The sequence below is a fragment of the Fibrobacter sp. UWH9 genome (assembly GCF_900129715.1).
Classification (GTDB): Bacteria; Fibrobacterota; Fibrobacteria; order Fibrobacterales; family Fibrobacteraceae; genus Fibrobacter.
Genome location: NZ_FQWP01000013.1, coordinates 35,961 through 60,054, shown reverse-complemented (window position 1 = coordinate 60,054; position 24,094 = coordinate 35,961). Strand labels below are relative to the sequence as shown.

The 24,094-nt window shown below is 49.1% G+C and carries 21 protein-coding genes; 11 read left to right on the top strand and 10 right to left on the bottom strand.

The features are described 5' to 3' along the window. Positions 1 to 32: 32 nt before the first annotated feature. On the bottom strand, positions 33 to 785 hold the full coding sequence (locus tag BUB94_RS11175; RefSeq protein ID WP_073237058.1) for a tyrosine-protein phosphatase: 753 nt from the start codon (positions 783 to 785) through the stop codon (positions 33 to 35). 35 nt (positions 786 to 820) lie between these two features. Beyond that, positions 821 to 2,269, bottom strand: coding sequence for a MocR-like pyridoxine biosynthesis transcription factor PdxR (locus tag BUB94_RS11170; RefSeq protein WP_073237055.1), 1,449 nt, complete (start codon positions 2,267 to 2,269; stop codon positions 821 to 823). 117 nt (positions 2,270 to 2,386) lie between these two features. Here BUB94_RS11170 and pdxS point away from each other — a divergent pair, with 117 nt between their 5' ends. The 6 genes from pdxS to BUB94_RS11140 all read left to right on the top strand — a co-directional run bounded on the left by pdxS (position 2,387) and on the right by BUB94_RS11140 (position 7,998). Further along, positions 2,387 to 3,277 (top strand): pyridoxal 5'-phosphate synthase lyase subunit PdxS, encoded by an 891-nt coding sequence (pdxS, locus tag BUB94_RS11165; RefSeq protein WP_073237052.1) that lies wholly within the window; start codon positions 2,387 to 2,389, stop codon positions 3,275 to 3,277. Between the two features lie 44 nt (positions 3,278 to 3,321). Next, a complete protein-coding gene (pdxT, locus tag BUB94_RS11160) occupies positions 3,322 to 3,930 on the top strand; it encodes a pyridoxal 5'-phosphate synthase glutaminase subunit PdxT (RefSeq protein WP_073237148.1) in 609 nt (202 codons plus the stop codon). Positions 3,931 to 3,967: 37 nt separating this feature from the next. Then, positions 3,968 to 5,323, top strand: coding sequence for a sodium:solute symporter family protein (locus tag BUB94_RS11155; RefSeq protein WP_073237049.1), 1,356 nt, complete (start codon positions 3,968 to 3,970; stop codon positions 5,321 to 5,323). Positions 5,324 to 5,416: 93 nt separating this feature from the next. Beyond that, complete coding sequence (locus BUB94_RS11150; RefSeq protein ID WP_073237046.1) at positions 5,417 to 6,361, top strand: LysR family transcriptional regulator; 945 nt, start codon at positions 5,417 to 5,419, stop codon at positions 6,359 to 6,361. A gap of 25 nt (positions 6,362 to 6,386) precedes the next feature. Continuing rightward, on the top strand, positions 6,387 to 7,142 hold the full coding sequence (locus tag BUB94_RS11145) for a tRNA threonylcarbamoyladenosine dehydratase (protein ID WP_073237043.1): 756 nt from the start codon (positions 6,387 to 6,389) through the stop codon (positions 7,140 to 7,142). After that, positions 7,135 to 7,998, top strand: coding sequence for a tRNA lysidine(34) synthetase (locus BUB94_RS11140; protein WP_073237041.1), 864 nt, complete (start codon positions 7,135 to 7,137; stop codon positions 7,996 to 7,998). Before BUB94_RS11145 ends, BUB94_RS11140 begins: the two co-directional genes overlap by 8 nt. Positions 7,999 to 8,014: 16 nt before the next feature. On the opposite strand, the gene bioD is transcribed toward BUB94_RS11140, so the two are convergent. Both bioD and BUB94_RS11130 read right to left on the bottom strand, forming a co-directional pair. After that, entirely contained in the window at positions 8,015 to 8,716 is a 702-nt protein-coding gene (gene bioD, locus BUB94_RS11135; RefSeq protein WP_073237038.1) for a dethiobiotin synthase, read from the bottom strand. Positions 8,717 to 8,752: 36 nt separating this feature from the next. Further along, positions 8,753 to 10,054 (bottom strand): aminotransferase class I/II-fold pyridoxal phosphate-dependent enzyme, encoded by a 1,302-nt coding sequence (locus tag BUB94_RS11130; protein WP_073237035.1) that lies wholly within the window; start codon positions 10,052 to 10,054, stop codon positions 8,753 to 8,755. Between the two features lie 107 nt (positions 10,055 to 10,161). Here BUB94_RS11130 and BUB94_RS11125 point away from each other — a divergent pair, with 107 nt between their 5' ends. Genes BUB94_RS11125 through BUB94_RS11115 form a run of 3 tightly spaced genes read left to right on the top strand, consistent with a single transcriptional unit; the run spans position 10,162 to position 13,452 of the window. Then, the gene (locus BUB94_RS11125; RefSeq protein WP_073160127.1) at positions 10,162 to 10,752 is read left to right on the top strand and encodes a TetR/AcrR family transcriptional regulator; all 591 of its coding nucleotides are present in this window, start codon (positions 10,162 to 10,164) and stop codon (positions 10,750 to 10,752) included. A gap of 47 nt (positions 10,753 to 10,799) precedes the next feature. Beyond that, a complete protein-coding gene (gene fabF / locus BUB94_RS11120) occupies positions 10,800 to 12,053 on the top strand; it encodes a beta-ketoacyl-ACP synthase II (RefSeq protein WP_073237029.1) in 1,254 nt (417 codons plus the stop codon). 40 nt (positions 12,054 to 12,093) lie between these two features. Further along, on the top strand, positions 12,094 to 13,452 hold the full coding sequence (locus tag BUB94_RS11115; RefSeq protein ID WP_073237145.1) for a Na+/H+ antiporter NhaC family protein: 1,359 nt from the start codon (positions 12,094 to 12,096) through the stop codon (positions 13,450 to 13,452). A 188-nt stretch (positions 13,453 to 13,640) separates the two neighbouring features. Here BUB94_RS11115 and BUB94_RS11110 read toward each other — a convergent pair whose 3' ends face one another. Together BUB94_RS11110 and BUB94_RS11100 are read right to left on the bottom strand one after the other, a co-directional pair. Beyond that, a complete protein-coding gene (locus tag BUB94_RS11110) occupies positions 13,641 to 15,239 on the bottom strand; it encodes a right-handed parallel beta-helix repeat-containing protein (protein ID WP_073237026.1) in 1,599 nt (532 codons plus the stop codon). Between the two features lie 396 nt (positions 15,240 to 15,635). After that, the gene (locus BUB94_RS11100; RefSeq protein ID WP_083538247.1) at positions 15,636 to 16,205 is read right to left on the bottom strand and encodes an FISUMP domain-containing protein; all 570 of its coding nucleotides are present in this window, start codon (positions 16,203 to 16,205) and stop codon (positions 15,636 to 15,638) included. A 366-nt stretch (positions 16,206 to 16,571) separates the two neighbouring features. Between BUB94_RS11100 and BUB94_RS11095 the strand changes: the two genes are divergently transcribed. Together BUB94_RS11095 and BUB94_RS11090 are read left to right on the top strand one after the other, a co-directional pair. After that, positions 16,572 to 17,408, top strand: a complete 837-nt coding sequence (locus tag BUB94_RS11095; RefSeq protein WP_073160137.1) for a ZIP family metal transporter — start codon at positions 16,572 to 16,574, stop codon at positions 17,406 to 17,408. 15 nt (positions 17,409 to 17,423) lie between these two features. Further along, positions 17,424 to 18,038 (top strand): class I SAM-dependent methyltransferase, encoded by a 615-nt coding sequence (locus BUB94_RS11090; protein WP_073237018.1) that lies wholly within the window; start codon positions 17,424 to 17,426, stop codon positions 18,036 to 18,038. A 64-nt stretch (positions 18,039 to 18,102) separates the two neighbouring features. Here the strand turns inward: BUB94_RS11090 and BUB94_RS11085 are convergent, their stop codons facing one another. From BUB94_RS11085 to BUB94_RS11070, 4 genes are all read right to left on the bottom strand, one after another. Continuing rightward, positions 18,103 to 19,032 (bottom strand): alpha-E domain-containing protein, encoded by a 930-nt coding sequence (locus BUB94_RS11085; RefSeq protein ID WP_073160140.1) that lies wholly within the window; start codon positions 19,030 to 19,032, stop codon positions 18,103 to 18,105. A 123-nt stretch (positions 19,033 to 19,155) separates the two neighbouring features. Continuing rightward, positions 19,156 to 20,646, bottom strand: a complete 1,491-nt coding sequence (locus BUB94_RS11080; RefSeq protein WP_073160142.1) for a circularly permuted type 2 ATP-grasp protein — start codon at positions 20,644 to 20,646, stop codon at positions 19,156 to 19,158. 57 nt (positions 20,647 to 20,703) lie between these two features. Next, entirely contained in the window at positions 20,704 to 21,579 is an 876-nt protein-coding gene (locus BUB94_RS11075) for a transglutaminase family protein (RefSeq protein ID WP_073160144.1), read from the bottom strand. 1 nt (position 21,580) lies between these two features. Continuing rightward, positions 21,581 to 23,992, bottom strand: coding sequence for a circularly permuted type 2 ATP-grasp protein (locus tag BUB94_RS11070; RefSeq protein WP_254793722.1), 2,412 nt, complete (start codon positions 23,990 to 23,992; stop codon positions 21,581 to 21,583). Positions 23,993 to 24,094: the final 102 nt, after the last annotated feature.

The following is a 24,094-nucleotide window of genomic DNA, read 5'->3' as shown; positions in this document are numbered from 1 at the left end:
CGGGTAATGAAATCCGCCTGGGAGTTCTTTTTTTATTGCAGATAGTATTCCTTCAGTTTCTGGATTTTGTCTTCGGTAAGGCCCAGCTTTAGTTCCATGTACTTTTGCATGGAGCCGAAGTTGGCCTTGATGAAGTCTAGGGCTTTATGCAGGTAATCGGGATTGACGCCAAGGATTGCCTTGATGACGCCTTGATGTTGTTCCGAAAGATTCTGGGACTTGGCGAATTGCAGGGCTGCGTCAATCATGGATTGGTAAGATTCATTGGACTTGTTGAAATCTTCCATGACGGTCTTTTCGTCTACGCCCAACGCAAACAGAATAAACGCGGCGGCGAGACCTGCGCGGTCCTTGCCCTGGGAACAGTGCCAAAGAATGGTTCCTCCCTGAGTTTTTAGGATGGCATCGAACATGCCGCTCTTGACGATTTCGATCATCTTTACGGCAACTTCCGGGCTGAAGGTGTTGGGGTTCATGACCTTCACCATGTCCAGGCCGACTTGTGCAGAGGAAGGCTTGTCTGTTTTTTGGGGAAACTGACCGAGAACATTAAACCAAATGTTTTCTACGCCGGGAATTTCCACGTCCATGGCGCTGCTGCGTTCCGTTTCGGTACGCAAGTCGCAAACCAGTTTCAGATTCTGTCCTTGAAGTTGCTTTACGTCATTTTCGGACGCCTTGGACAAGTTTGCGGAACGGAAAAGAAGATTGCTCTTCACAGTCTTTCCGCTGATAGTTTTAATGCCACCAAGATCGCGTACGTTTGCAACGCCTTCAAGTTTCATAAGAATTCCTCTAGATGAAATTCTATGTGTAAAAATTACGATTTTTCAATGGCAACTTCGTACAAAATATTCAATGCTTTTGCGATTTTGTTTTCGGGGAGGTCGGAGTAGTTGATGATAAACTGGTGCTCGCTGGGGGTGGCCTCTGTGTAGTAATCGGAGAGGGCGCCGATGCGAACGCCTTTTTCGTTTGCCTGCTTGCAGAATTCTTCGTCGGAAAGGGCGGTGTCGATTTTCAAGATGAAATGGAGGCCGGCGTCTTCTTCAGCGATGGTGGAGATGGCGGCCAGTTTGCTTTTGCGGATGGCTTGGAGCAATGTGTCGCGGCGGCCGCGGTAGGCGTTGCGCATGCGGTTGATGTGCTTTTCAAAGGAGCCGTCGCTGATGTACTTTGCAAGCACCAGCTGTTCCAAGGTAGAAACGGTGCAGGTGTAGAAGGAAAATTCCTCCTTGTACTTTTGGGCAAGGCTCTTGGGCAGCACCATGTAGCTGATTCGCGCAGAAGATGTAAGAGTCTTGGAGAATGTGTTGATGTAGATGACCTTATCGGATACGTCAATGTTTTGCAGCGTGGAGATAGGGCGACCGGTCATGCGGAATTCGCTATCGTAGTCGTCTTCTACGATGTAGCGGTTGCTGGATTTGGCGGCCCAGCTCAGCAGTTCGTAACGGCGGCTTACAGGCATCACAATACCTGTGGGATAATGATGACTGGGGGAGATGTGAATGACGTCGGTGCAGGTTTCTTCCAACTGGTCGATGATGACTCCGGAGTCGTCCAGCGGAATGAAATTGCAAGTGACATTCATCTTGCGGTAGATTTTTGAAATCTTGCTGTAGCCGGGATCTTCTACGCCGTACTTCTTGTTAAATCCCAGAATTTGGACGATGAGACCGTACAGATAGTCTGTTCCTGCGCCAACGATAATCTGCTCCGGATCCACGTTCATATTGCGGAAACCATTGAGCATGTCGGCGATAGCCTTACGCAATGGGTATACGCCTCCGTAGGGAGCGCGTTCCAGAAGTTCCATCTGATTTTCGCAAAGGACCTGTCGTGTGATTTTTGCCCAGGTACTGAAGGGGAACATTTCGGGATTTCCCAAATTGTTGGAGAAGTCCACGAAGTGTTTCTTGGATTGTTTTGCGCTGCGGGATTTTTGAACCAGGGAATCAAATTTCTGAGTGTTGCGAGCTTCGCGGGATTCCTTGAAGTCGTGCTTGATTTCAGTCTGGGCGATTTTCAGTTTGGATACGAAATAGCCTTTGCGAGGTTCCGTGTAGATGTAACCTTCGGCCAGCAATTGGTTGTAGGCGGTTTCTACGGTAATGAGGCTGATGCCCATTTGCTTTGCCAGAGAACGTTTAGACGGTAATTTCTCTTCGGCTTCCAACTTGCCGTTCAGAACATCATTCTTGATACTCTTATAAAGGAAGTGGTAGAGGGTATCGCTGCCCACGTTTTCGATGTTGTAGCTAAGCATTTTTATCTGGTCCTAAACTGGTCTTATTCTGGTCTTGTTAAAATAATAGAAAATTGAATATTTAAAGAGGTCAGTTTTTAGGGTATTTTTGTGCTGTTTTTAAAAGTGAGGTAAAAAATGTCTGAACAGAATTACATTGCAGAACGTTACGAATTGAACAAGAATCTTGCTCAGATGCTGAAGGGTGGTGTGATTATGGACGTAACCACTCCGGAACAGGCAAAGATTGCAGAAGCTGCAGGTGCTTGCGCCGTGATGGCCCTGGAACGTATTCCGGCTGATATCCGTGCTGCCGGTGGCGTGAGCCGTATGAGTGACCCGAAGATGATCAAGGGTATCCAGGAAGCTGTTTCTATTCCGGTGATGGCTAAGTGCCGTATCGGTCATTTTGCCGAAGCTCAGATTCTTGAGGCTATTGAAATTGACTACATCGACGAAAGCGAAGTTCTTTCTCCGGCCGATGATATTTACCACATCAACAAGCGCGATTTCAAGGTTCCCTTCGTTTGCGGAGCCAAGGACTTGGGTGAAGCTCTCCGCCGTATCGAAGAAGGTGCTTCCATGATCCGTACCAAGGGTGAACCGGGTACGGGTGACGTTGTCCAGGCTGTTCGCCACATGCGCTTGATGCAGCAGGAAATCGCTCGCCTCACTTCTATGCGTGAAGACGAACTGTACAACCGCGCCAAGGAACTTCAGGTATCTTACGCTCTGGTAAAGTACGTTCACGATAACGGTAAACTGCCTGTTGTGAACTTCGCCGCTGGTGGCGTGGCAACTCCCGCAGACGCTGCGCTCATGATGCAGCTGGGTGCCGAAGGCGTGTTCGTAGGTTCTGGTATTTTCAAGTCTGGCAATCCGGTGAAGCGCGCTCAGGCCATCGTGAAGGCAGTGGCCAACTATAAGGATGCAAAGCTCATTGCTGAACTTTCCGAAGACCTGGGCGAAGCCATGGTGGGCATCAACGAACAGGAAATCGCACTCCTCATGGCTGAAAGAGGTAAATAATGAGCGATACCAAAACTGTACAGAACCCGGCAGCGGCTCGTCCCCTGCGTGTCGGTGTGCTGGCGGTACAAGGTGCGTTTATTGAACACGAACAGATTCTCACAAAGCTTGGCGTAGAGACCTTTGAAATCCGGCAGAAGTCGGACCTGGAAGCTCCCGCAGGATCAAACCGACCTTCGAATCGTCCTTTCGACGGTCTGATTCTCCCCGGTGGCGAAAGCACCGTGCAGGGCAAGCTGTTGCGGGATTTGGATATGTTCGAACCGCTGTTGAGGTTGATTCAGGATGGGCTTCCTGTTTTTGGAACCTGCGCCGGTCTCATTCTCTTGGCGGAACGTTTGAGCAATGACGGCAATGTGTATTTCGGTACCTTGCCTGTGACTGTTCGGCGTAATGCCTACGGCCGTCAGCTGGGAAGTTTCTTCGCGGAGCGAGCCTTCCGTGGAATTACGGATGAAGCTACGGTTCCCATGACATTCATTCGTGCGCCCTTGATCGAAAAAGTTGGGGATGGTGTGGAAATCCTTGCCGAGGTAAAAGGCGAAATCGTTGCTGCCCGCTACAAGAATCAGCTTGGAATTTCTTTCCATCCGGAGCTGAACGAGGACACTCGTATTCACCAGTACTTCGTGGATATGTGCCTTGGAGAATAACCTATATTTCGTCGTGGAATTGTAAGGGAATCTCGCTGTGAAGCTTCTTCTAATATATTTCTTCGTCCTTGGATTTATCTGCATTTGCGATTTGTTCAAGGTGAAGAATTTTGATGATTATGTGGTGGCTGGTCGACGTCAGACCGCCCCTTTTGTGTTTACGAGCTTGATGGCCACGGTCCTCGGGGCTAGCGCCACAATCGGTATTGCTGCCCGTGCGGAATCCATCGGCTTTGCGGCGTTCTGGTGGCTTGGTGTAGGTGCCGTCGGCTTCTGGTTTCAGGCTGCTTTTTTAAGCAAACCAATTCACGATCTTGATGTGCGTACCCTTCCGGAACTTGCGGAAAAAACAGTAGATAGGACTGGCCGAAAATTGGTAGGCCTGATTATTGCTGTTTCCTGGGTTGGAATTATTGCGGCTCAGTTTGCTGCGGTAGCTGGATTTATTGGACTGGTGTTAAGTCATGATGCAGGTGCTTTGTCGGTGGTTGTAACGGCGGCCATCGTTATTGTGTACACCTTGCTGGGCGGGCAACTTTCTGTTGTGCGTACTGATGCCTTGCAGTTTGGGATTTTGACGCTGGGTTTTGCTGCTTCCGCGATTTATTTGCTTGGTGGATTTGCGGATGTTTCTGCTGCGACCGCTTCTGGAATTTCAAATTTCGATTTTTCGTTATTGAATGAAAAGTTTGGTGCTGCTGATCTTGCCATGATGCTTTTTACTGTGGGCGGGGCCTACTTCTTGGGACCTGACGTAATTTCAAGAAACTTGGTGGCGAAAGATGCGGGGGCGGCCCGAAAGGCTGTGGTGGCGGGAAGTTTCGCCATTCTGATTTTTAGCGTGATTATTGTATTGCTGGGAATGTGGGCGGCACAGTATGCTCCTGATGTGGCGGGCTCAAAGACCAATGCCTTGTTCCGTTTGGCTTCTGGCGTTTTGCCTTTGCCCTTGGCTGCGCTTTTGTCGGTGGGGCTTCTTTCGGCGTTGTTGTCTTCTGCAGATACTTGCCTTATAAATTCTGCGGCTATTTTCGGAAGCGACATTTTGAATACCCGCCGCATCGCCGTGGTGAGAATTCTTGTGGTGGTCATTGGTTTGGTTGCCATGGTTTTGGCTTTAGGTGGAAAGGATATTATCGGCCTTTTGACCATGGCTTATTCTGTCTACACGCCGGGAATTGTGGCTCCCTTGGCGGTGGCTGTCATATCCCATAAGAAGTTTGAAATCCGTAAGCCTCTGTGGTACACTGGAGTTTGCCTTGGCGGTTTGTTTGGGCTGATCCCTGCCATACTTTCTTCGGCTGTGAATTTTGTGACGCCTGCATATTTGCCTCATATTGGAATTTTTGTGTCGCTTTTGTTCGCCTTGGCTGGTTTGAAACGTCGAAAATAAGTGTGTTTTTAAAATATTCCTATTGAAACTATAGGGAAATTAAATCTATTTAACTATATTTATTGTAGTTTGAATTTGTTATCTGGAGAAATCATGACCCTTCAACAACTTCGCTACGCCATTGGGATCGCAAAAGTTGGCTCCTTCAACAAGGCCGCTGAAGCCCTGTTTATTTCCCAGCCTTCTTTGACTGCGGCTATCCACGACCTGGAAGATGAAATTGGCATCATGATTTTTAATCGCTCCAGTCGCGGTGTGACCCTCACTCCCGAGGGTGAAGAATTCATTGCCCACGCCAACGAGCTTTACCACCATTACGAAACCATCCAGGAACGTTACAGCAAGGAAGAACAGAAGAAGAAAAAGTTTGCTGTTTCTACCCAGCATTATTCCTTTGCCGTGAAGTCTTTTGTGGAAATGGTGAAAAAGTTCAACATTGATGATTACGAATTTGCCCTTCGCGAAACCAAGACCAAGGATGTCATCGATGACGTTACCGGCCTGCGCAGCGAAATCGGTATTTTGTACCTTAGCGATTTTAATCGCAAGTACATCAACTATCTGTTGAAGGAATACGACCTGGAATTCCATAAGCTTATTGATTGCCATGCCTTTGCCTACATGTGGAAAAATCATCCGCTGGCAAATAAGAAGTCGGTGAACCTGGATGATCTTTCCCTATACCCCTGCCTTTCTTTTGAGCAGAGCGAAAGCGGTAACTATTATTTCGCTGAAGAAATTTTAAGTACAAATGAATATCATAAGACCATCAAGGCCAATGACCGTGCCACCATGCTGAACTTGATGGTGGGCCTGAATGGTTACACTCTCTGCTCCGGCATTATCAGCGAAGAAATCAACGGATCCGATTATGTAGCTGTTCCCTTTAAGGATGCCAAGGGCGAAGATGACCGTACCATGGAAATCGGCTACATTACCAAGAAGAACTTTATGCTCAGCACCATTTGCCGAATCTATATTCGCGAATTGGAAGAGTATCTGCAGACATATACTTCTGGGAAGGCTGTTCAGGAATAACGGACGTATTTTTTAAATTTACGTCATGCCTCTGAATACCGATATTTTCAATCGCACTATTCGCCTTGTGGGCGATGAAACCATGAATGTCATTGCGCAAAAGCGTGTGATTATTTTTGGTGTTGGCGGCGTGGGAAGTTGGTGCGCCGAAAGCTTGGTGCGTTCAGGTATTCATCACTTGACCATGGTGGACTCCGATAACGTGAGCGTTACCAATGTGAATCGCCAACTTATGGCAACCACGAAGACGGTTGGCCAGGTAAAGGTTGAAGTTTTAAAACAGCGTCTGCTTGAAATTAATCCGGATGCTCAAATTGAGACTCGTGCGGAACTGTATAGCGAAGAAACAGCAGCCTCTTTTCATCTTGAAGATTATGATGTCATTATCGATGCCATCGACAGTCTCGAAAACAAGATGCACTTGATGCTTGCGGCTTCTAAAACAAAGGCCAAGGTCTACGCTTCCATGGGGGCTGCCCTCAAGATGGATCCTACAAAAATCCATGTGGCGGAATTCTGGGATGTGAAGGGGTGCCCGTTGGCCCGCGCCCTTCGCGACAAGTTCAAGAAAAAACAATTGCGCCCGTCTAAAAAAATCAAGTGCGTGTACAGCGAGGAACTGCTGAAAAATTTAGGTGGCATTCCCGAAAATGATGGCGCTCCTGCAGAGTTTCACAAGGTGGCCTATAACGGGACCATGGCCCACGCCGTGGCTATTTTCGGTTTTACCATTGCCGGCTTGGTGATGCAGGATATTTGCGGGAGGCAGCGGAATGGCTAAGCGTGAACTTACGTATGTGCAGAAAGTGGAACGGAGCATTTCGACCACTTATCGTGAACGTCTGTGGACGCCCTTCATTAATGCCATTAAAACCTACAAGCTGATTGAGGAAGGGGACCGCATTGCAGTCTGCATTTCTGGCGGCAAGGATTCCATGCTGCTGGCGAAACTGATGCAGATGCTGCAGCGTCATAGCGATTGCAATTTTGAAATTCAGTTTTTGGTGATGGATCCCGGATACAATGCCGAAAACCGCGCCCAGATTGTGAAGAATGCCGCTCTTCTGGAAATCCCCATCCAGATTTTTGATACCAATATTTTTGATGTGACCTACAAGACTGAAAAGTCGCCTTGCTATTTGTGCGCCAAGATGCGCCGTGGTCATTTGTATCGCATGGCTATGGATGCGGGCTGCAACAAGATTGCCTTGGGCCATCATTTTTCGGATGTTATCGAAACTACGGTTTTGGGCATGTTTTATGGCTCGCAATTGCAGGGTATGATGCCGAAACTTCGTAGTCAGAATTTTGAGGGCATGGAACTCATTCGCCCCATGTACTGTATTCACGAGCAGGATATTATTGCCTGGCGTAACTATAACGAACTTGAATTTATCCAGTGTGCCTGCCGCCTTACTTTAAACACGGTGGTGAACGACGATGGTTCCAGCAACAGCAAGCGCAAGGAAATCAAGGAGCTGCTGAAGAATCTGAAGAAGATCAACCCCAATATCGAAAAGAGTATCTTCAACAGCATCCATGCGGTTTGCATTGAAACATTCCCGGGCTATAAAGCCAACGGAGAGCAGCATTCCTTCCTGGAATGGTTTGATGAAAATAGAAATATATTAGACTAGTACAGCTGACTTTTAATTAAAAGGGGGCGGTGCCTAGGTCGGTATCGCCTTCTTTTATTTTTGCAAGAATGGGAAATCCAGTCAGTTCCTGCATCATGAAGATGTTGTCGTCTTCCATTTGCATGTTGCCGCTGATACCGTAACGGTTTACGATGATGCCTCGGATTTGAAGACCGCGGGCTCTTGCGTATTCCACTGTCAGAACGCAGGAATTGATACTGCCTAGGGCTGCCGTGGTGACAATCAGCAGAGGAAGATTCAGTTCCTTCATGATGTCGGCCAGGAACAGCTTTTGAGGCTCGCTGGATTTGCCGCTAGTTGCGTCTGCGTTGGGGGTATCGTAACGGATGGGACAGATGATGCCACCGCTTCCCTCGGCGAAAATGAAATCATGTCGGTGGGAGGCTTTGTCAAAGTCGGCACGGACTTGCGGGAGTTCTACGGGATTACCTTCCATGCGGGTGGCGAGATGCGGGGAAACGGGTTCCTTGTAGACGTAGCTGACCAATTCTTCCTGAGTGTCGGGGAGGTTGGCGATTCGTTTTACGTAGTCGGCGTCGCCGGCGATCCATTTGCCGTCGCGTAGTTCAGCTCCGCTGAGTGCTGCCTTATAGTAGCCTGCATCAATTCCTGAGTCACGCCATTTTTTTACGAGAAGGGCGGTTACAAAAGTTTTGCCGACGTCGGTTCCTGTTGCTGTTACGAAATAACCATTCATAGTTAGTAAGAAGTAGACGGTAGAAAGTTGGTAGTTTTAGTGGGGGCGGGTTAGGACTGCAGCGATTGCCGTTGCTGCGTCTTGTAATTCTTCTTTCGTGTGAGTGGCCATGAGGCTGGCGCGCAAACGAGCCTGGCCCTTGGCTACGGTGGGGTAGCGGATGGCGGGGATCAAGATTCCCTTTTCCAGAAGTTCTGCGGAGGCGCGGAGGGCTGCGGCTTCGTCACCAATGATAATGGGGATGATTGCGGATTGCGGGGCGATTGCAGATTGGTTGCTGTCGGGAATCGTTCCGGCCTTCTGAAGAGCGTCCCAGAAAATTTTCACATTTTCTTGAAGTTGCAAAACGCGTTCCGGATGGTTTTCGATGAACTTCAGATTGTTTGCGGCGGCTTGTGCCATGGCTGGGGACATGGCAGTGGTGAAAATAAAACTGCGAGCCTTGTTGCGTAAAAAGTCTATGAGTTTCTGCTTGCCCACAACGAAACCGCCTTCGCATCCAATGGCTTTGCTCAAGGTGCCTACGGTAACATCGGCGTGCTCGCAGGGAATGCCCATGTCGTTAAAATGTTCTGCAAGGCCGCGGCCTGTTTTGCCGATAACACCTGTGGCATGGGCTTCGTCGATCATCAGGAGGCAATTGTTTTCTTTTGCGATTTTTTGCAATTTCGGAAGATTTGCTAAATCGCCATCCATGCTGAAAACAGCGTCGGTCACGATGAGGAGGCGGGTTGCTACTTTTTCGTAGGGCTGTGCTGCGCGGGCTTCGCTAATGACTCGTTGTAGGTCTGCCATGTCATTGTGCTTATAGACAATACATTTGGCTTTTGAAAGTCGGATGCCATCGATGATGCTGGCGTGATTCAGTTCGTCACTAAAGACGATACATTCGCTGATTATTTTTGACGGGATGCCGTTTTCGTCTTGACGTTCATAAACCTGTTTGCTGCATAGTGCCGAGATTACTCCGACATTTGCCATGTAGCCGGTGCCAAACGTAATGGCAGCTTCTTCGCCCTTAAAGTTGGCCAGGACGCTTTCCAGTTCTTCGTGGGGAGTCTTGTTTCCTGTGGTAAGGCGTGCGCCGCCGCTACCTGTGCCCCATTTCAAAACGGCGTCGGCTGCGGCCTTCTTAAGAGAAGGCTCGTTGCATAAATCCAGATAGGAATTGGAGGCGAGAAGAAGAGTGCTCTTTACTGTATCGGACGCGTTTTGCGCGCCTGCAGCAATTTGAACGTGACTGGCTTCGGGACTTTCTAAAAGTCGCATGGTTCGGTAGGTGTGAGCCTCTTGCATACCCTGCAAAACATCATCTGTAAAATCGTTAAGAATTGACATGTTTTACCTTAAGCCAACGTTTTTGTTTAATGAATTTAGAAAACTCTCGGCGTGGTATTTTGAAGTTTTGTTGACAAAGAACGGACGAAGAGATTATAATTATACAGATGCAAAAAATGAAAGAAAATTCACGGGTTCTAAAGACGAAGAAAGTCCTGAAAGGAGCGGTTGTCGACTTGCTTAAGGAAGGTGATGCTTCCTTGATCAACGTCTGCTCTATTTGTGAGAGGGCGAAAGTTAACCGCACGACTTTTTATAATCACTATCAGGATAAAGATTCTCTGCTTGAAGAAATGGTGCTTGACACGGTTGACGCCTCCTGTGATTTTATGAAGGCCTTTTTAGAAAAGAACAATCCTGGCCTCGCCATGACGCGCATGCTTCAATACTATCGCGACAATGACGGATTTTTCTTAACCTTGATGAAGACGGATTATGGCGGAACTTTTGTAAAGCTGATGATTGAAACTATCTGGAAGCAGAACTGTCACTGGTATAAGGAAAAAGGGGCTGCCTTGAATGATTACGTTTATTATCGCATTGTGTTCAAGGTGTCGGGAATTATTTACATGATTATTCACTGGCTTGAAGAAGGTGCGAAAATATCTCTCCCCACGATGTCCAGTTATATAATTAGTTTCATTGCCGGAAAACCAACAAAGCAATACCCAAGTGTTGATTTAAAGAAAAAAAGTTAAAATCAACAAGGTGTTGAAAATGGTAAATCTGTAGTATCTTTCTTTAAATGGAAAAAAGAAGAGTTGTTATTACAGGTATGGGTGCCGTTTCACCTCTCGGTCACAATGTAGGCGAATTGTGGAATGCCATTAAGAATTGTAAATGTGGTGTTGAAAGGATAACTCTTTTTGATCCGACTTCTAACCCGGTGCAGATTGCGGCCGAGGTGAAAAATTTTAATCCTGCTGACCATGGAATTTCTCCGAAGAAGGCTTCTCGCATGGGACGCTTTACTCAGTTCCTTCTGGCGGCTTCCCATGAGGCTGTGAGTGATGCGAATCTTAGCCGTGAAATTCTTGAAGATGAAAAGACGGGTGTCATTGCGGGAAGTGCGATTGGCGGCATGGATGTAATTGACCAGTCCTTCAATCTGTATGTGGAATCCGGAAAAAGAAAAATTTCTCCGTTTGATGTGGCGAGACTTATTCCCAATGAATGTGTCGCCAACGTTTCTATGGAGCTGGGGATTACAGGTTGCGCCTGGGTGGTTTCGTCTGCCTGTGCTTCGGGGACGGACGCGGTGGGAACCGCTCTCAAGGCCATCCGCTATGGCGATCTGGATGTCTGTCTTGCCGGTGGTGCAGAAAGCTGCGTTACGGATTATGCTATTAAGGGCTTTGCCAGTATGCGGGCCCTGACGACCCATTTTAACGATTGTCCGCAAAAGGCTTCCCGCCCCTTTGATAAGGCTCGCTCTGGATTTGTAATGGGGGAAGGTGGTGCAGTTCTGGTTCTAGAAGAACTTGAACATGCCAAGGCCCGCGGGGCAAAAATTTATGCGGAGTTGGCCGGCTATGGTGCAAGCGCCGATGCCTATCATATTACTTCACCAAGGCCCAATGGTGATATGTGCGCCAGGGCTGTACGCCATGCCTTGCGTGATGCGGGTGTTCTCGCCGAGGATGTCGATTACTACAATGCTCACGGAACTTCTACCGTGATGAATGACTCGACGGAATCTCAAATGCTGCTGAATGTTTTTGGTAATCATGCTAAAATGAAAATGAAAATTTCCAGCACCAAGGGGATGACGGGCCATTGCATTGGTGCCGCTGGCGCTTTGGAAGCGGTGATTTCGACCATGGCCATTCATGATTCCTTCTATCCTGCGAATATCAATTGCGATAACCAGGATGAGGCCTGCGATATCAACCTGGTGGATGGTAAGGGTTTTGCTGGGAATATCGATTGTGCGGTTTCTGCTTCGCTTGGCTTTGGCGGACACAACGGCGCCTTGGTTCTGAAAAAATTCAAGGGCTAGCGATTTTCTAAATTGATAGTCCTTTTTGAGGGCTGTTGATTTGGTTGAATTAATTATTCTTGCTGTTTTCTGCGTAGCGTTGTTTGCGTCCCTTTTGACGGGCGCTCCTTTGCTGTACGCGCTGGCCTTTGGGCTGGTACTTTTTGCGGGCTACGGTGTGCGTTGTTGCGGCCTTCGCGAAACTTTGAAAATGTGCTGGAATGGCGTGAAGACGGCCCGCGGCATTCTGCTGTTGTTTGTTCTGCTGGGACTCTTGACTTCTATGTGGCGTGCTGCGGGAACGATCCCTACGGTGGTCAGTTTTGCGGTGGAATTGATTCGTCCTGAAATTTTTGTGCTGCTGACTTTCGTGTTGAATTCCGCCATGTCCCTCTTGACGGGGACGGCTCTCGGAACTGCGGCCACCATGGGCGTGATTTGTGCGACTATCGGACGTTCCATGGGGATGGATGGCGTTTCGGATTCGGCGTGGATCGGCGGCGCTGTTTTGGCAGGCGTCTATTTCGGTAATAGAATTTCTCCCATTTCATCCATGGCGCTTTTGACTGCGGGAATTACGAAGACGGATATTTACCAGAACATCCGTGATATGGTAAGGACCACTTGGTTGCCGTTCTTGATGAGCTGTGTGGTTTATTTTGCGGCTGGGATGAATGTTGATGTTATAGCCGGTGTTGCGGGTGCTTCGGGTGTTGTAGGGGCTTCCGGGGTCCCGAATGTTGTTGAACTTTTTGCCAAGGATTTTTCGCTGTCATTGTGGAGCCTTATGCCGGCTGCGGTGATTGTCGTGCTTTCTGTAGCCCGTGTACGTACTAGTCTTGTGCTGCTGTGGAGTTCTGCTTCGGCTTTTGTTTTAGCGCTTGTAATTGAAAATCAGACTTTTATTGATTTACTTAAATCAATCATTTTTGGTTATAAAACAACTGTTCCCGAAATTGCCAAGATGGTAAATGGGGGAGGTCTTCTCTCCACGGTAAATGTTTTCTTGATTGTTGTAATCGCAGGTTGTTGTGGCGGCATATTTAAAGGTACGTCGTTGCTTCAACCTGTCAAATCAAGAATCGAAAAAATGTCCCAAAATACCAATCCCTTTGTGGCTACTTTGGCTTGTGCGTCTCTGGTGTCCTGCGTAGTCTGCAATCAGACCCTCACCATCATTTTGACAAACCAGATGACAGAAAATCTAGGTGCCAAAAATCAGGCGCTGAACCTTTATGATACGGCTGTTACGGTGATTGCGTTGGTGCCTTGGTCTGTAGCCACGGTCATCGTGTTGAATGCGGTACAGGCACCCAATAGCGCTGTTCTTTGCGCTTGCTTTTTATATCTGGTGCCGGTTTGTAGAGTGATGGTTGGGCTGTGTGGGAAAAAAGGCGGTGTAAACGGAGATTTTTTCTAATTTCCACTGCCTTTTTGTTGTTTTGTTTGTGTTTTTAGCCCTTGATGGGAACGGGAAATGTGTTTTAGGAGGCTTTGGACCTTTGAAAAAACTGTTTTTATCCGCTTGATTTAGTGTAACGTAATGAAAAGGCGGTGGAAAAGGCTTGTTTTTGCCTGTTTCCACCGCCTTTTTGACGCTACTCGATTTTATTTCGCGATTAGGTATTGTGAATTTCTCTTTAGAGTTTCTGCGATGGATCTTCCGTGCAGTTGCTCTGCTTGAAATTTACCCTGGTAGCGGCCTTGCAGGTCGAAGACCGTGACGTTCCCCCATATACGCGGAGACTTGGCGATGCTCTTTGCAATGGGCTTTATGCTGCTAGTGGAACTGAGACCGTATTCATAAGCACCCAAATCTGGAGCTTTACCTGTAAATTCCAATCCCGCATCTTCGCCCTTGTCAATAGCGCGGCTGCCTTTTTTCAACCTCAAGAAGCCCACGTAGGGAATGCTTCCGTCAGCATTTCTAGGTCCTAAAATTCCAGGAATCTTGGAAAGGTCTTCGCCTGTTACAGTCATGCTGGGGTCGTCGAGACTTTCGAAATCAGATTCGTCTAAATCCAGTTTTAAGTTCCAGGTATTATTTTCGCCTGCGGCACAATCTTCGTCATGCCCCTTGTCGCTGTCATCGATTTTTACCCAGCATACACCAACTTGGGAATTCAAATTTGGGAAAGCAATGTTGTTTTTCAGTACATGAGCGTTATCGCCCGTCAATACGGCAACATCGGCGAGACGGTGACCTTCTGCATCGAATGTGGTAGATGCCATGTTGAAAGCACGTTGTTCATTTTTGAATGACGTGTTGTTGATCCACTGAGTTCCTGCGCCTGTGTAGTTTGCGTAAAAACCGAAGGTTTCGTTTTTCCAGGCAACGCTATTTCGAATGATATGGTGTCCGCCGCCAAATGTGCTTTCGCCCATCTTGAATCCGGAACCGTTTCCGTTTTTCGGCATCTTTGTACCATAGTCACTGTAACCGCTTCCCATGGCGTAGCTGTTTTCTACAACAACAGGAAATTCCTGATTGATAAAGTCGTAGGCGTCGTCGCTGTTCCACCAGGAACGGCAACCGAAAAATTTTGTGGTGTCGCCGTCATACTGATAATGTACGCCAAAGCCGTCGGCATTTTCACCATCGCCCTGACGACCTGTTGGGTCGTAATTGTCATGGGCATCACAATTCAAGAATAGATGGCCACCGCCGTTGAGCCCTCTTCCGCCTTCGTTCACGAAGAATCCCGGACCCGCATTGTGATGGCTTTCCATCTGTTCCAAAATCACATGTTTGCATCGGGTAACGTAAACGCCCGAATTGGAATTATGCTTCATGGGAACGTTGCGAACTTCGATTCCCTTCAGGTGCAAGTAGCTGGCGTAAATCAAAATGCCTGCAGTGTATTCCAGATCCGTAGATGACGTGGTTTTGTCAAGAGCCTGGCCAATGGGAAGGTTGGTGCCGTCGAAAATAGGACGTTCTCCAGGGTAAGCGAAATAGTGAATGCGCTTGTCGTCGCTTTCACCGCTGGTGGTTAACAAAACTCCTGCAGACATTCTGGCGCGTTCGCAATAGGATGTGTCTCGCATTTCGTAGACGCCGCCGCGAATCCATACGGTATCGCCGGGAGTTACCACGGAGTTAGCCTGTTTCAGTGTGGCGAAAGGCTTTTCCTTCGTTCCCTTGCTTTTGTCATTACCGTCAACGGCTACATAATAGGTTGCACCAAATGCCTGGACTGCGGTCAAGGCTGACGCTAGTACGAATGCGAATCTTTTGTCCGTAAATACCTCCATTCTTTATTTGTATTATAAAAAAATAGGAGGGTGTTGTCGGAGGATTAAAGTCAAACTAGTTGGATTCGTCCTTGAGACAGCGGACGGATTCTCCAGACGTCTTTAAATGACCCCTATTCATGATTGGGACGTAGTAAGCAAACTCATCAACGTGGTAACCATAAAAGGCTTGGTAGTTGAAATGTGTTGTGCCAAAATCCATCGTAGTAATGAAGATTGCGTTGTGTGGGTCGTTTCTAAACAGACCGTTGTTTTTTGAACTATTGGAATTTGATAATGTTTTGAAGCGAATTCCTGCAGGCAGTTTTGTATCCGGGTGAATTTTATTTTCCCAAAGAGAGTCTGATTTCATCTGGACGTCATAGGGAACTTGTGGATTCCGCCGCCGCACCAACTGGAGTCAACTCTAAAATTCAGATTCTGGGCCATCCAGGTTTGTTCTCCGATGGTGACCATCTTATAAACTTGCCTATCGCGGGGATCGGTGAAATAGTCGTAAAGTTTGCCGTTTTCGCAAAGCTGAACTTCCTTGTCGTAGACGATGCCTGCGCACACGTCCTTGATTTCTCCCTCGTCGCAGATCTGAGTGTTGGCGTCATAGGATCTGCCGTTGCAAATAGCAGGATAAAGAACCTGAGAAGAATCACCGCAGGTAAGGGTGACTGAACCATCTCCGTTGTCTTTGGAAGTGCAGTCAATGATGGTGTCGTTGACAGTGACTGTGTCCTTGACTGTGACCGTGTCGCTCGAAGAAATGGTGTCGCGGATGTTTACTGTATCGCGGACATAGACCGTGTCGATTCTGGTGAATTCTTTTTGTTCAGAATCGGTGGCAGAATTGACGCTGGTGGAATCGTCGCAGGACGCAAAAAGTAGAGCAGCGGTAACTGCAGCTATATAGAATTCCAAACACCTCATGTAGGCAAAGATTGAAAAAAGAAAAGCTGTTAAAGGGGTGTCCTGATGCTGGCTGTGACTTCTGGAATTTGCTTTAGTTGGTACTATGGAATTGTATTTTGCTAATTTAGATATTATGAAAAAAAATTGGGGATATTTCGTCTGTGTTGGATGTTTTGTTCGGCTGAAAAGACCAAGGAAATTCAACAAAGACGCATGGACAATGACCGCGCCTCGAAAAGTGGTTATTTGGGTGTGGCCCTTGTTTCTCCTTTTGTTGTCAAAGAAAAGGAACTGATGGGGTGCTGAAATCTGGATGAACTACGCAAATTTTGTGGGCTTCAAATTTGAGGTCCGTTTTGGAACTTATATCTTGTAGGACTCTCTATGGACATTTCTCATTACCTGCCTGTGATTTATGGAATCGGGGTTCCCTTCTTGGGGACGGTTCTTGGTGCGGCCTGCGTGTTCTTTATGAAGGGAAATTTGCGCCCCAAGGTGCAGCGTGGCATGATGGCATTTGCTGCGGGCGTGATGGTGGCGGCTTCTGTGTGGAGCTTGTTGCTACCTTCCATTGAGTCGTCGGGTGATTATGGCAAACTTGCTTTTGTTCCGCCGGTGGCTGGATTTTGGGCGGGCATTCTTCTGCTTTTCTTGATTGACAAGATTACTCCCCATTTGCATTTGGGTAGCGATTCGCCGGAAGGCCCGCGGGTGAAAATGAAACGCACGACAATGCTTGCGTTGGCGGTGACGATCCATAACATTCCCGAAGGAATGGCTATTGGTGTGGTGTTTGCGGGTTGGCTTGCTGGTATCAGCGGGGCAGTTGGTGCTGGCGATGTGGCAAGTGCGGGTGCTGCGGGAGGAATTTCCTTGGCGTCGGCGGTGGCGGTTTCTGTGGGTATGGCCTTGCAGAACTTTCCGGAAGGCGCGATCATTTCGCTGCCTTTGCGTGCGGAGGGCGAGACTCGCCTGAAGTCATTTGGACTTGGCTTTATTTCTGCGGTGGCGGAAGCAGGTGCTGCGGTGATTACCATTCTTCTGGCTGGTTTTGTTTTGCCGGCGATGCCCTATTTGCTGAGCTTGGCTGCTGGCGCCATGATCTATGTGGTGGTGGAAGAACTTTTACCCGAGGCTAACGAAGGCGTTCACTTTGACGGTGTGACCTTGCTTTTTGCCTTAGGATTCTCCCTGATGATGGTTCTGGACACGGCGCTTTAAATTAAGTTTGAACCTATGTCCAAGTTTTCTGAATATATCGGTAGTCAGTTTGGGAATCCCCGCGGTGTCGTGGGGGCGATTTGTTGCGTCATCATGAATGTCATTAACAGGGCCATGTACAAGAATACGGTGGCTCTTGTGGATGTGAAATCCGACGACAAAATTCTGGACATCGGTTTCGGTAACGGTTGCTTGCTGCAGCGACTCTATGGAAAGTTCAAGTGCGACTTGTACGGCATTGATATTTCCGAAGACATGGTGAATGCCGCCATGGAGCGAAACAAGGTGGCTGCCGATGATGGAAAACTTCACTTGCAAATCGGTGATTGCTGCGACTTGCCTTTTGACGAAGGAATATTTGCGGCGGTTACATCTATCAATACCATCTATTTTTGGAATGATACGGCAAAGGGCCTTTCTGAAATTCGCCACGTGCTGAAACCGGGGGGCATTTTTTACAATGTGGTTTACACCAAGGAATGGCTGGACAAACTTTCCTACACAAAAAAAGGGTTCAAGAAATTTGAACCTGAAGATTTGATTTCGCTGGGGAGCAATGCTAACTTTGAAAAGGTGACCGTAAAGGAAATCGTCAAAGGCAAAAGTTTCGTGGTGATGTTCAAAAAATAAAAAACGGCAGGGACATGCGTTACCAAATCCCTGCCGCGGGCCTTCGCCCATTTTGCTGTGTGGATCAGCAGAAAAAATCCTTCCAGATCTGAGTGCCTAATTCGCTAAGTCTGATTTGAGTCCGTTCGATTTCTTCGTGAAGACCCTTCCGGATAATTTCCTCGATGGTGGTGAAGGCCACATCGGAGCGGAGCTTTCCTAAAAGGCGAATGGATTCTGCGTTGCTCTTTACGGGGAAGGCGATGTTCTTCAGACAGATTTCAGCCTGTTCCAGACAATAGCGCAGGGAACGTGGGAAGTCTTCTGTCAAAAGCAGGAATTCCGTTACGTTGTATGGCGTTACGTTGGAATTACGACGGTGGAACATTTCGTATGCACCGACGCTTTTTAGAACGGCATTCCACTGCACCGTATCCATGGCCATGCCCACCATGCTCACATCCGGAAGGAGGATGTAGTATTTTACATCCAGAATTCGGGAAGTCTGGTCGGCTCGTTCCAACATGGTTCCCAGGCGGGCGAAATTCCAGGCGACATCGTGGCTCATGGTGCCCTGAATGATACCTACCGTCAGCTGGCTGAATTCCTTCACGCTGCTGTAAAAGGCATGGGGGGAAGCCAATGCCTGCTGGGACATTTCAGGATCGTTCAGTTTCAGGTAGAACTGATTGATGGCAATCCATAGTTCCGAAGAAATTCTTTCGCGGACGCAGCGGGCATTTTCGCGGGCGGCAGCCACGCAGGAAATAATGCTGCTGGGATTTTCCTTGTCGAAGGTAAGGAACGTCAGGGCGTTTTCAATGGAAACGTGGGCGTACTTCTTGAAAAAATCGTCAGCGTTTCCTGCGGTCTGGATTACAGGTTCCCAGGGGCGTTCTTCGCCGGGCAAGTCCAGCTGAAGCTGGAGATTGACATCGATACTTCGGGCCACATTTTCGGCACGTTCAATATAGCGGGCAAGCCAATAAATGGAATTTGCAACTCTACTTAACATATTTTTAGTGATTAGTGGTTAGTGATTAGTGGTTGGTGGTTAGTGGTTAGTGGTTAGTGGTTTGGATTTGCAGGCAACGTTCTTCTCCTGCTTTCCTGTTTACTGACCACTGCTTACTAACCACTATTGCTGTTGTTGTTGTTCCATCCATTGTCTGGCTTGTCCCAACTCTGGGGCCTTTTCGTTTTCGGCGATGACCCAGGTGTCCTTGCAGCCGCCACCTTGTGAGCTGTTCACCACGATGGAACCTTTGCGGAGTGCCACGCGGGTAAGGCCACCGGGGAGAATGTAGGTGTCCTTGCCTTGCACGATGTAGGGGCGCAAATCCACATGGCGACCTTCAAAACCGCCGTCCACAATGCAGGGGACGCGACTGAGTGAAATCATGGGCTGTGCGATATAGTTACGGGGATTGGCCTTGATCTTTTCCTTGAAAGCTTCGCACTCTTCCTTAGTGGACTTAGGGCCTACAAGCATGCCGTAACCACCGGATTCGCTGGCGGCCTTCACCACCATGTTTTCGATATGGTCGATGACGTGCTGCATATGCTTGGGGTTTTCGCAGACGAAAGTAGGTACGTTGGGGATAATGGCTTCTTCTTCCAGGTAGTACTTGATAATCTGCGGTACATAAGTATATATAGCCTTGTCATCGGCAACACCGCAACCCGGCGCATTGGCCAGTGCCACGTTACCCGCCTTGTAGGCTTCCATCAAACCGGGAACACCCAGGCAGGAATCGGGGCGGAAAACTTGCGGGTCCAGGAATTCATCATCAACACGACGATAAATTACATGAACTTGTTTTAGGCCGCGAGTGGTTCGTGCATACACCTTTTTGTCTTGCACTACCAAGTCATCGCCGGTCACCAAGTCCACACCCATTTGCTGTGCCAGGAAGGAATGTTCGTAGTAGGCGGAATTGTAGATGCCGGGGGTCAGCACCACAACCTTCGGGGTTTCAACGCCTTCGGCCAGGTATTCCAGGGCATGGCGGAGACGCGTGCAGTATTCGTCTACCGGTCGGATGGAACAGTGAGTGAAAACCTGGGGGAAGGTGCGCTTCAGAATCTGGCGGTTCTGCAACACGTAGGACACGCCGCTGGGGCAGCGCATGTTATCTTCCAGAACATAGAAGGTGCCGTCGGTATCGCGAACCAGGTCGGTACCGGTAATGTGGGCCCAGATTCCCTTGGGCGGCACGAAGCCTTCCATCTGGGGGCGGTAAGCGGTGCATGTGTTGATGAGACTTTCGGGGACAACCTTGTCGCGCAAAATCTTGCGGTCGTTGTAGATGTCTGTCAAAAAGCAGTTCAACGCTTCGGTACGCTGCTTAAGACCTGCTTCCAGATGTTTCCAGTCGGCGGCACTGACGATACGGGGGATGACATCGAAGGGGATGATCTTGTCCTTACCATCCTTGTTGCCATACACGGCGAAAGTGATGCCGTTGTCGTAGAAGGCTGATTCTGCAACTTTCTGACGACGCTGCAGTTCTCCTTCGGGGAGTTCGTTGATGCGGCTGATCAACGGTTCTGCCGCCGGACGGGGAGTTCCATCGGGAAGGCAGAGCTCATCGTAAAAGCCCTCGGTATTGTAGTTTCCAAATTTCATGTTCTGTTTTCCTTGTGTGTTTTTTAGGTACGAGGCTTCTGGTTCCAGGTACGAGGTTTATTTCTCGTCTACGTTTACGGCTACTTTCAAGGTGTGATCGCCGCCGCCCGTAATGACGCCCTTTAGGGGGCTTACGTCACCGAAGTCTCTTCCCCAGGCGAGGATGATGTGTTCCTCGCCGCCCAGCACATTGTTGGTGGGGTCCAGTTCCACCCAACCGTGGCCGGGAATGTAGGTGCTTGCCCAGGCATGTGTGGCGTCGGCGCCTACAAGTTTTGGCTGACCCTCGGGCGGGTGGGTTCGCAGGTAACCGCTTACATAGCGGCACGGCAAATGCAGTGACCTTAGGCAACCAATCATCAAGTGGGCGAAATCCTGACAGACGCCTTTGCGCCCGCGAAGAATTTCTTGGGGTTGTGCGCCGATTCTTGTGGCACCGGGAGTGTACTTGCAATCCGTGTAGATGCGGGTCATCAGTTCCTTGGCGGCGTCAAAAATTGGGCGGCCCGGTTCAAAACTTTCCAGCGCGTAGTTCTTGACAGATTCGTCGAAGTTGGCGAAGGGCGAAGTGTAGGCGTACATGGCCGCGTCCAGAATTTCATCGTTGTTTGGACGTTCCAGAATTTTTGCCACTTCTTCCCAGGGCATAGTTTCTCCGGCTTTGGGCGGTTCCTCTTCACGGACTTCTACAACGCCTGTGGTGTTGAATCTGAAATGAGTGTGTTCTTCTTCAACGCTAAAGGCGAGAACGCGGTTTCCGAAAATGTCCAACCTTTCCTGGCGTGCCGTAGGATTGGGTTCCACTTCGATATTGTGGCTAATCCAATTCTGCCGGCTGACCATGCGGGGGAGCATATGGGCCAGGTGATTGCTGTAGAGAACGGGCAGATGGTAATCGTAAACTGTTTCGTGATCGATCTGATATACAGGCATCTTAAACCTCCGACACTTCTGTGGTTGTGGCGTGAATAACTCCTGCGCGAGGAGCGTGGTTCAAGTAGAGCCTGCTTATGATTTCTGCGATATGTTCTACATTCTTTATTTGTTCGTCAACTAGTCTTGTTAAGTTCTCCCTTTGATATCCGATAGTTCCTGCCAACGATTCGATGTTCGCCAGACGAAGATCCGTAAGGACTCGCATCAATTCAAGATCCAGAGGCGAGAAGGCGGCTTCTCCCTGGAGGTTTCCTGGCAGGTGTTCCGTTTCTTCACGCAGGCGTGCAATCTGATAGGCGACGCTTCGCGGATTTGATTCGTCAGACAACAGCAAGTCCAATACCGGCACCACTTGCAAACGGCCGCCGTAGCGACGGTGGTAAGTCATGAGACCGTCACCAATTTCAAGTACGGCCTGCAACAGGCGCAGGTTTGCAATTTCTTCGGCGGGGGCCGTAGACAGCAGACTTTTAATCAGCTGTAAGGTGCGAATGGCGCATTCTATCTGTCGACCGATTTCTAGGAATCGCCATTCGTGGCCGCGCGTCATGGAGTCCGCTGCGAGCCCGGCCACGGCAGCACTGTCTGATAAGACTGCCTTTAGGTAAGGCAACAGTGATGCTGCACCTGCCCCCGCCGGCATTTCTGCAACACCGAATCCGTTCAGGTAAAGCCATAGATCTTCAGAAATTCTGTCTCGCAACTGAACAGCCAGATCGCGAATTTCTGTCAGTACACATTGCATCCCGTTACGGTTATCCTTTCTCAGGATGAAGTAGCGCAATGCGTTTTCCGGATCCTGTGCCATTCTCGCCAGGGATTCATCGGAAAGGCCTGCTTTCAGAATCCAGGGAAGTTCCGGCATTTCTGTCCAGGATTCATCAGACAGTCGCACTGCAATTCCTCTTGCAATACGAGCCATCATGTTGGAAGCGGACAGGTCCCGGCCGAGGCGATACAAATTCTCAGCAGCGCGGCTGGGCAAATCACCGCCTGCTCGAGAAGGTGTAATGGCCTGGTCGGCCGGGGCCAGGAGAGAGAAGTGGGCAACAGGTCTTTCGGAAAGCACCCAGATGTCCTTTTCTCCAACATCGCGTTCAAGGATGTGGGCCTTTGAAATGCTTGCTGCGGCGCTGTTTGCCAAGTTCTTGTCGATGAACTGGAAGATCCCCAGTCCGCCGGGCATTACGGAAGTTTCCTTTGCTGTGTTTACGGCAAAGAACCTCATCAGCGAAACGGCCGGTTCAATGCTTGCGGAACTGCTGACATCGCCTGGACGGTGTGCTAGAACTGTTGCCAAGTCTACGGACTTTTCGGCGACCCATTGTTCCGGCGAATTTTCGATAGCCTGCAACAGCGCAAGCTGCGCCGTTGTGGTCATGGAAGCGTATGCCTTGGGCTCCGGCTCCTTGAAATTTCCAGCGTCCCTAAAGGCTTTCTTGAAAATCCACTTTTCGGGTTCTGCAAGAACACGATCTATATCGTTAGCGTTTCCAAGCCAGACAGTTTCCACATCCTTCAGGAGCAATTCTTCTCCGAGAAGTTCCTTGCAAATCTCCGGGAGGAAGGGCTTGAACATAGGCGTTTCTAAAACACCTGTTCCAAGGAAGTTTCCGATGGCCACGTTCCCTGCGCGTACGGTGCTGATCAGGCCTACTGCCCCTTCGCCACTATCAATGCGAAGTTCCAGCGGATCGCACATGCCATCTTCGACACGACGGAAAATGGTACCGATTTTTTTCAGCCCCATCAAGGTCTTCATGTAGACTTGCAAATTTCGTACGGCCAAGTCGTCGTTTTCGACCAGGGGGATTCCCAAGTAGCGGGCCAGCATGGCATCTTCGGCACGACGGGGATTGTCCGGCCCCGAGGCCAGAAGCACAACCTTTCCACTGTCGCCTCGAGGCCCTTGGGCGTTAATATCCTCGTGCATGGCGTCTAAACCATCCAGCAACTTCTTGAAGAAACCTGCCAGACGTTCCGTACGCATGCTGCGGAATAATTCCGGGAATGCGCGGCTGACGCCAATGCGGTTTTCCAGGGCGCGGCCTAAACCTTCGGGCACTTGCAAATGGTCTGCGATGGCGACGAAGGAGCCGTCTTCGAGGCGGGCCACATCTGTTGAGGATAGATTCACGAAGATGCCGCCGGCGGGTTTTACCTTCCAGGCCACTTGCATAAAGTCCGGATTGGCGAACAACAATGCGGCTGGCAACTTACCCTTTTTCCACAAAGTCTGATCGCCGTAAATGTCATGGGCCAAGGCGTTAAAAAGCCTGGCTCTCTGAGCAACGCCTGCTTCCAGGATGCTCCATTCCTCAGACGAAATCACCAAGGGGATGGGGTCGGTACCCTTGTGGCTGCCGCTGGAACTGGACGAAAGATCGTTCTCGTCCAGAACGTTATGCAAGCGCCTACAACGGTGCTCGAACTCCTCCTTCGACAATGCCGAAAGGGATTTGATAAATGAGTTTTCTGATTCCACACAGTTCATGCACTAACAAGTGCAAAA

Excerpts from the sequence above, each read along its gene's own strand:
- BUB94_RS11175 (WP_073237058.1), bottom strand. The coding sequence starts at position 785 with ATGAAACTTGAAGGCGTTGCAAACGTACGCGATCTTGGTGGCATTAAA.
- BUB94_RS11170 (WP_073237055.1), bottom strand. The coding sequence starts at position 2,269 with ATGCTTAGCTACAACATCGAAAACGTGGGCAGCGATACCCTCTACCAC.
- pdxS (WP_073237052.1), top strand. The coding sequence starts at position 2,387 with ATGTCTGAACAGAATTACATTGCAGAACGTTACGAATTGAACAAGAAT.
- BUB94_RS11150 (WP_073237046.1), top strand. The coding sequence starts at position 5,417 with ATGACCCTTCAACAACTTCGCTACGCCATTGGGATCGCAAAAGTTGGC.
- BUB94_RS11145 (WP_073237043.1), top strand. The coding sequence starts at position 6,387 with ATGCCTCTGAATACCGATATTTTCAATCGCACTATTCGCCTTGTGGGC.
- BUB94_RS11140 (WP_073237041.1), top strand. The coding sequence starts at position 7,135 with ATGGCTAAGCGTGAACTTACGTATGTGCAGAAAGTGGAACGGAGCATT.
- bioD (WP_073237038.1), bottom strand. The coding sequence starts at position 8,716 with ATGAATGGTTATTTCGTAACAGCAACAGGAACCGACGTCGGCAAAACT.
- BUB94_RS11130 (WP_073237035.1), bottom strand. The coding sequence starts at position 10,054 with ATGTCAATTCTTAACGATTTTACAGATGATGTTTTGCAGGGTATGCAA.
- BUB94_RS11125 (WP_073160127.1), top strand. The coding sequence starts at position 10,162 with ATGCAAAAAATGAAAGAAAATTCACGGGTTCTAAAGACGAAGAAAGTC.
- fabF (WP_073237029.1), top strand. The coding sequence starts at position 10,800 with ATGGAAAAAAGAAGAGTTGTTATTACAGGTATGGGTGCCGTTTCACCT.
- BUB94_RS11100 (WP_083538247.1), bottom strand. The coding sequence starts at position 16,205 with ATGAGGTGTTTGGAATTCTATATAGCTGCAGTTACCGCTGCTCTACTT.
- BUB94_RS11095 (WP_073160137.1), top strand. The coding sequence starts at position 16,572 with ATGGACATTTCTCATTACCTGCCTGTGATTTATGGAATCGGGGTTCCC.
- BUB94_RS11090 (WP_073237018.1), top strand. The coding sequence starts at position 17,424 with ATGTCCAAGTTTTCTGAATATATCGGTAGTCAGTTTGGGAATCCCCGC.
- BUB94_RS11085 (WP_073160140.1), bottom strand. The coding sequence starts at position 19,032 with ATGTTAAGTAGAGTTGCAAATTCCATTTATTGGCTTGCCCGCTATATT.
- BUB94_RS11080 (WP_073160142.1), bottom strand. The coding sequence starts at position 20,646 with ATGAAATTTGGAAACTACAATACCGAGGGCTTTTACGATGAGCTCTGC.
- BUB94_RS11075 (WP_073160144.1), bottom strand. The coding sequence starts at position 21,579 with ATGCCTGTATATCAGATCGATCACGAAACAGTTTACGATTACCATCTG.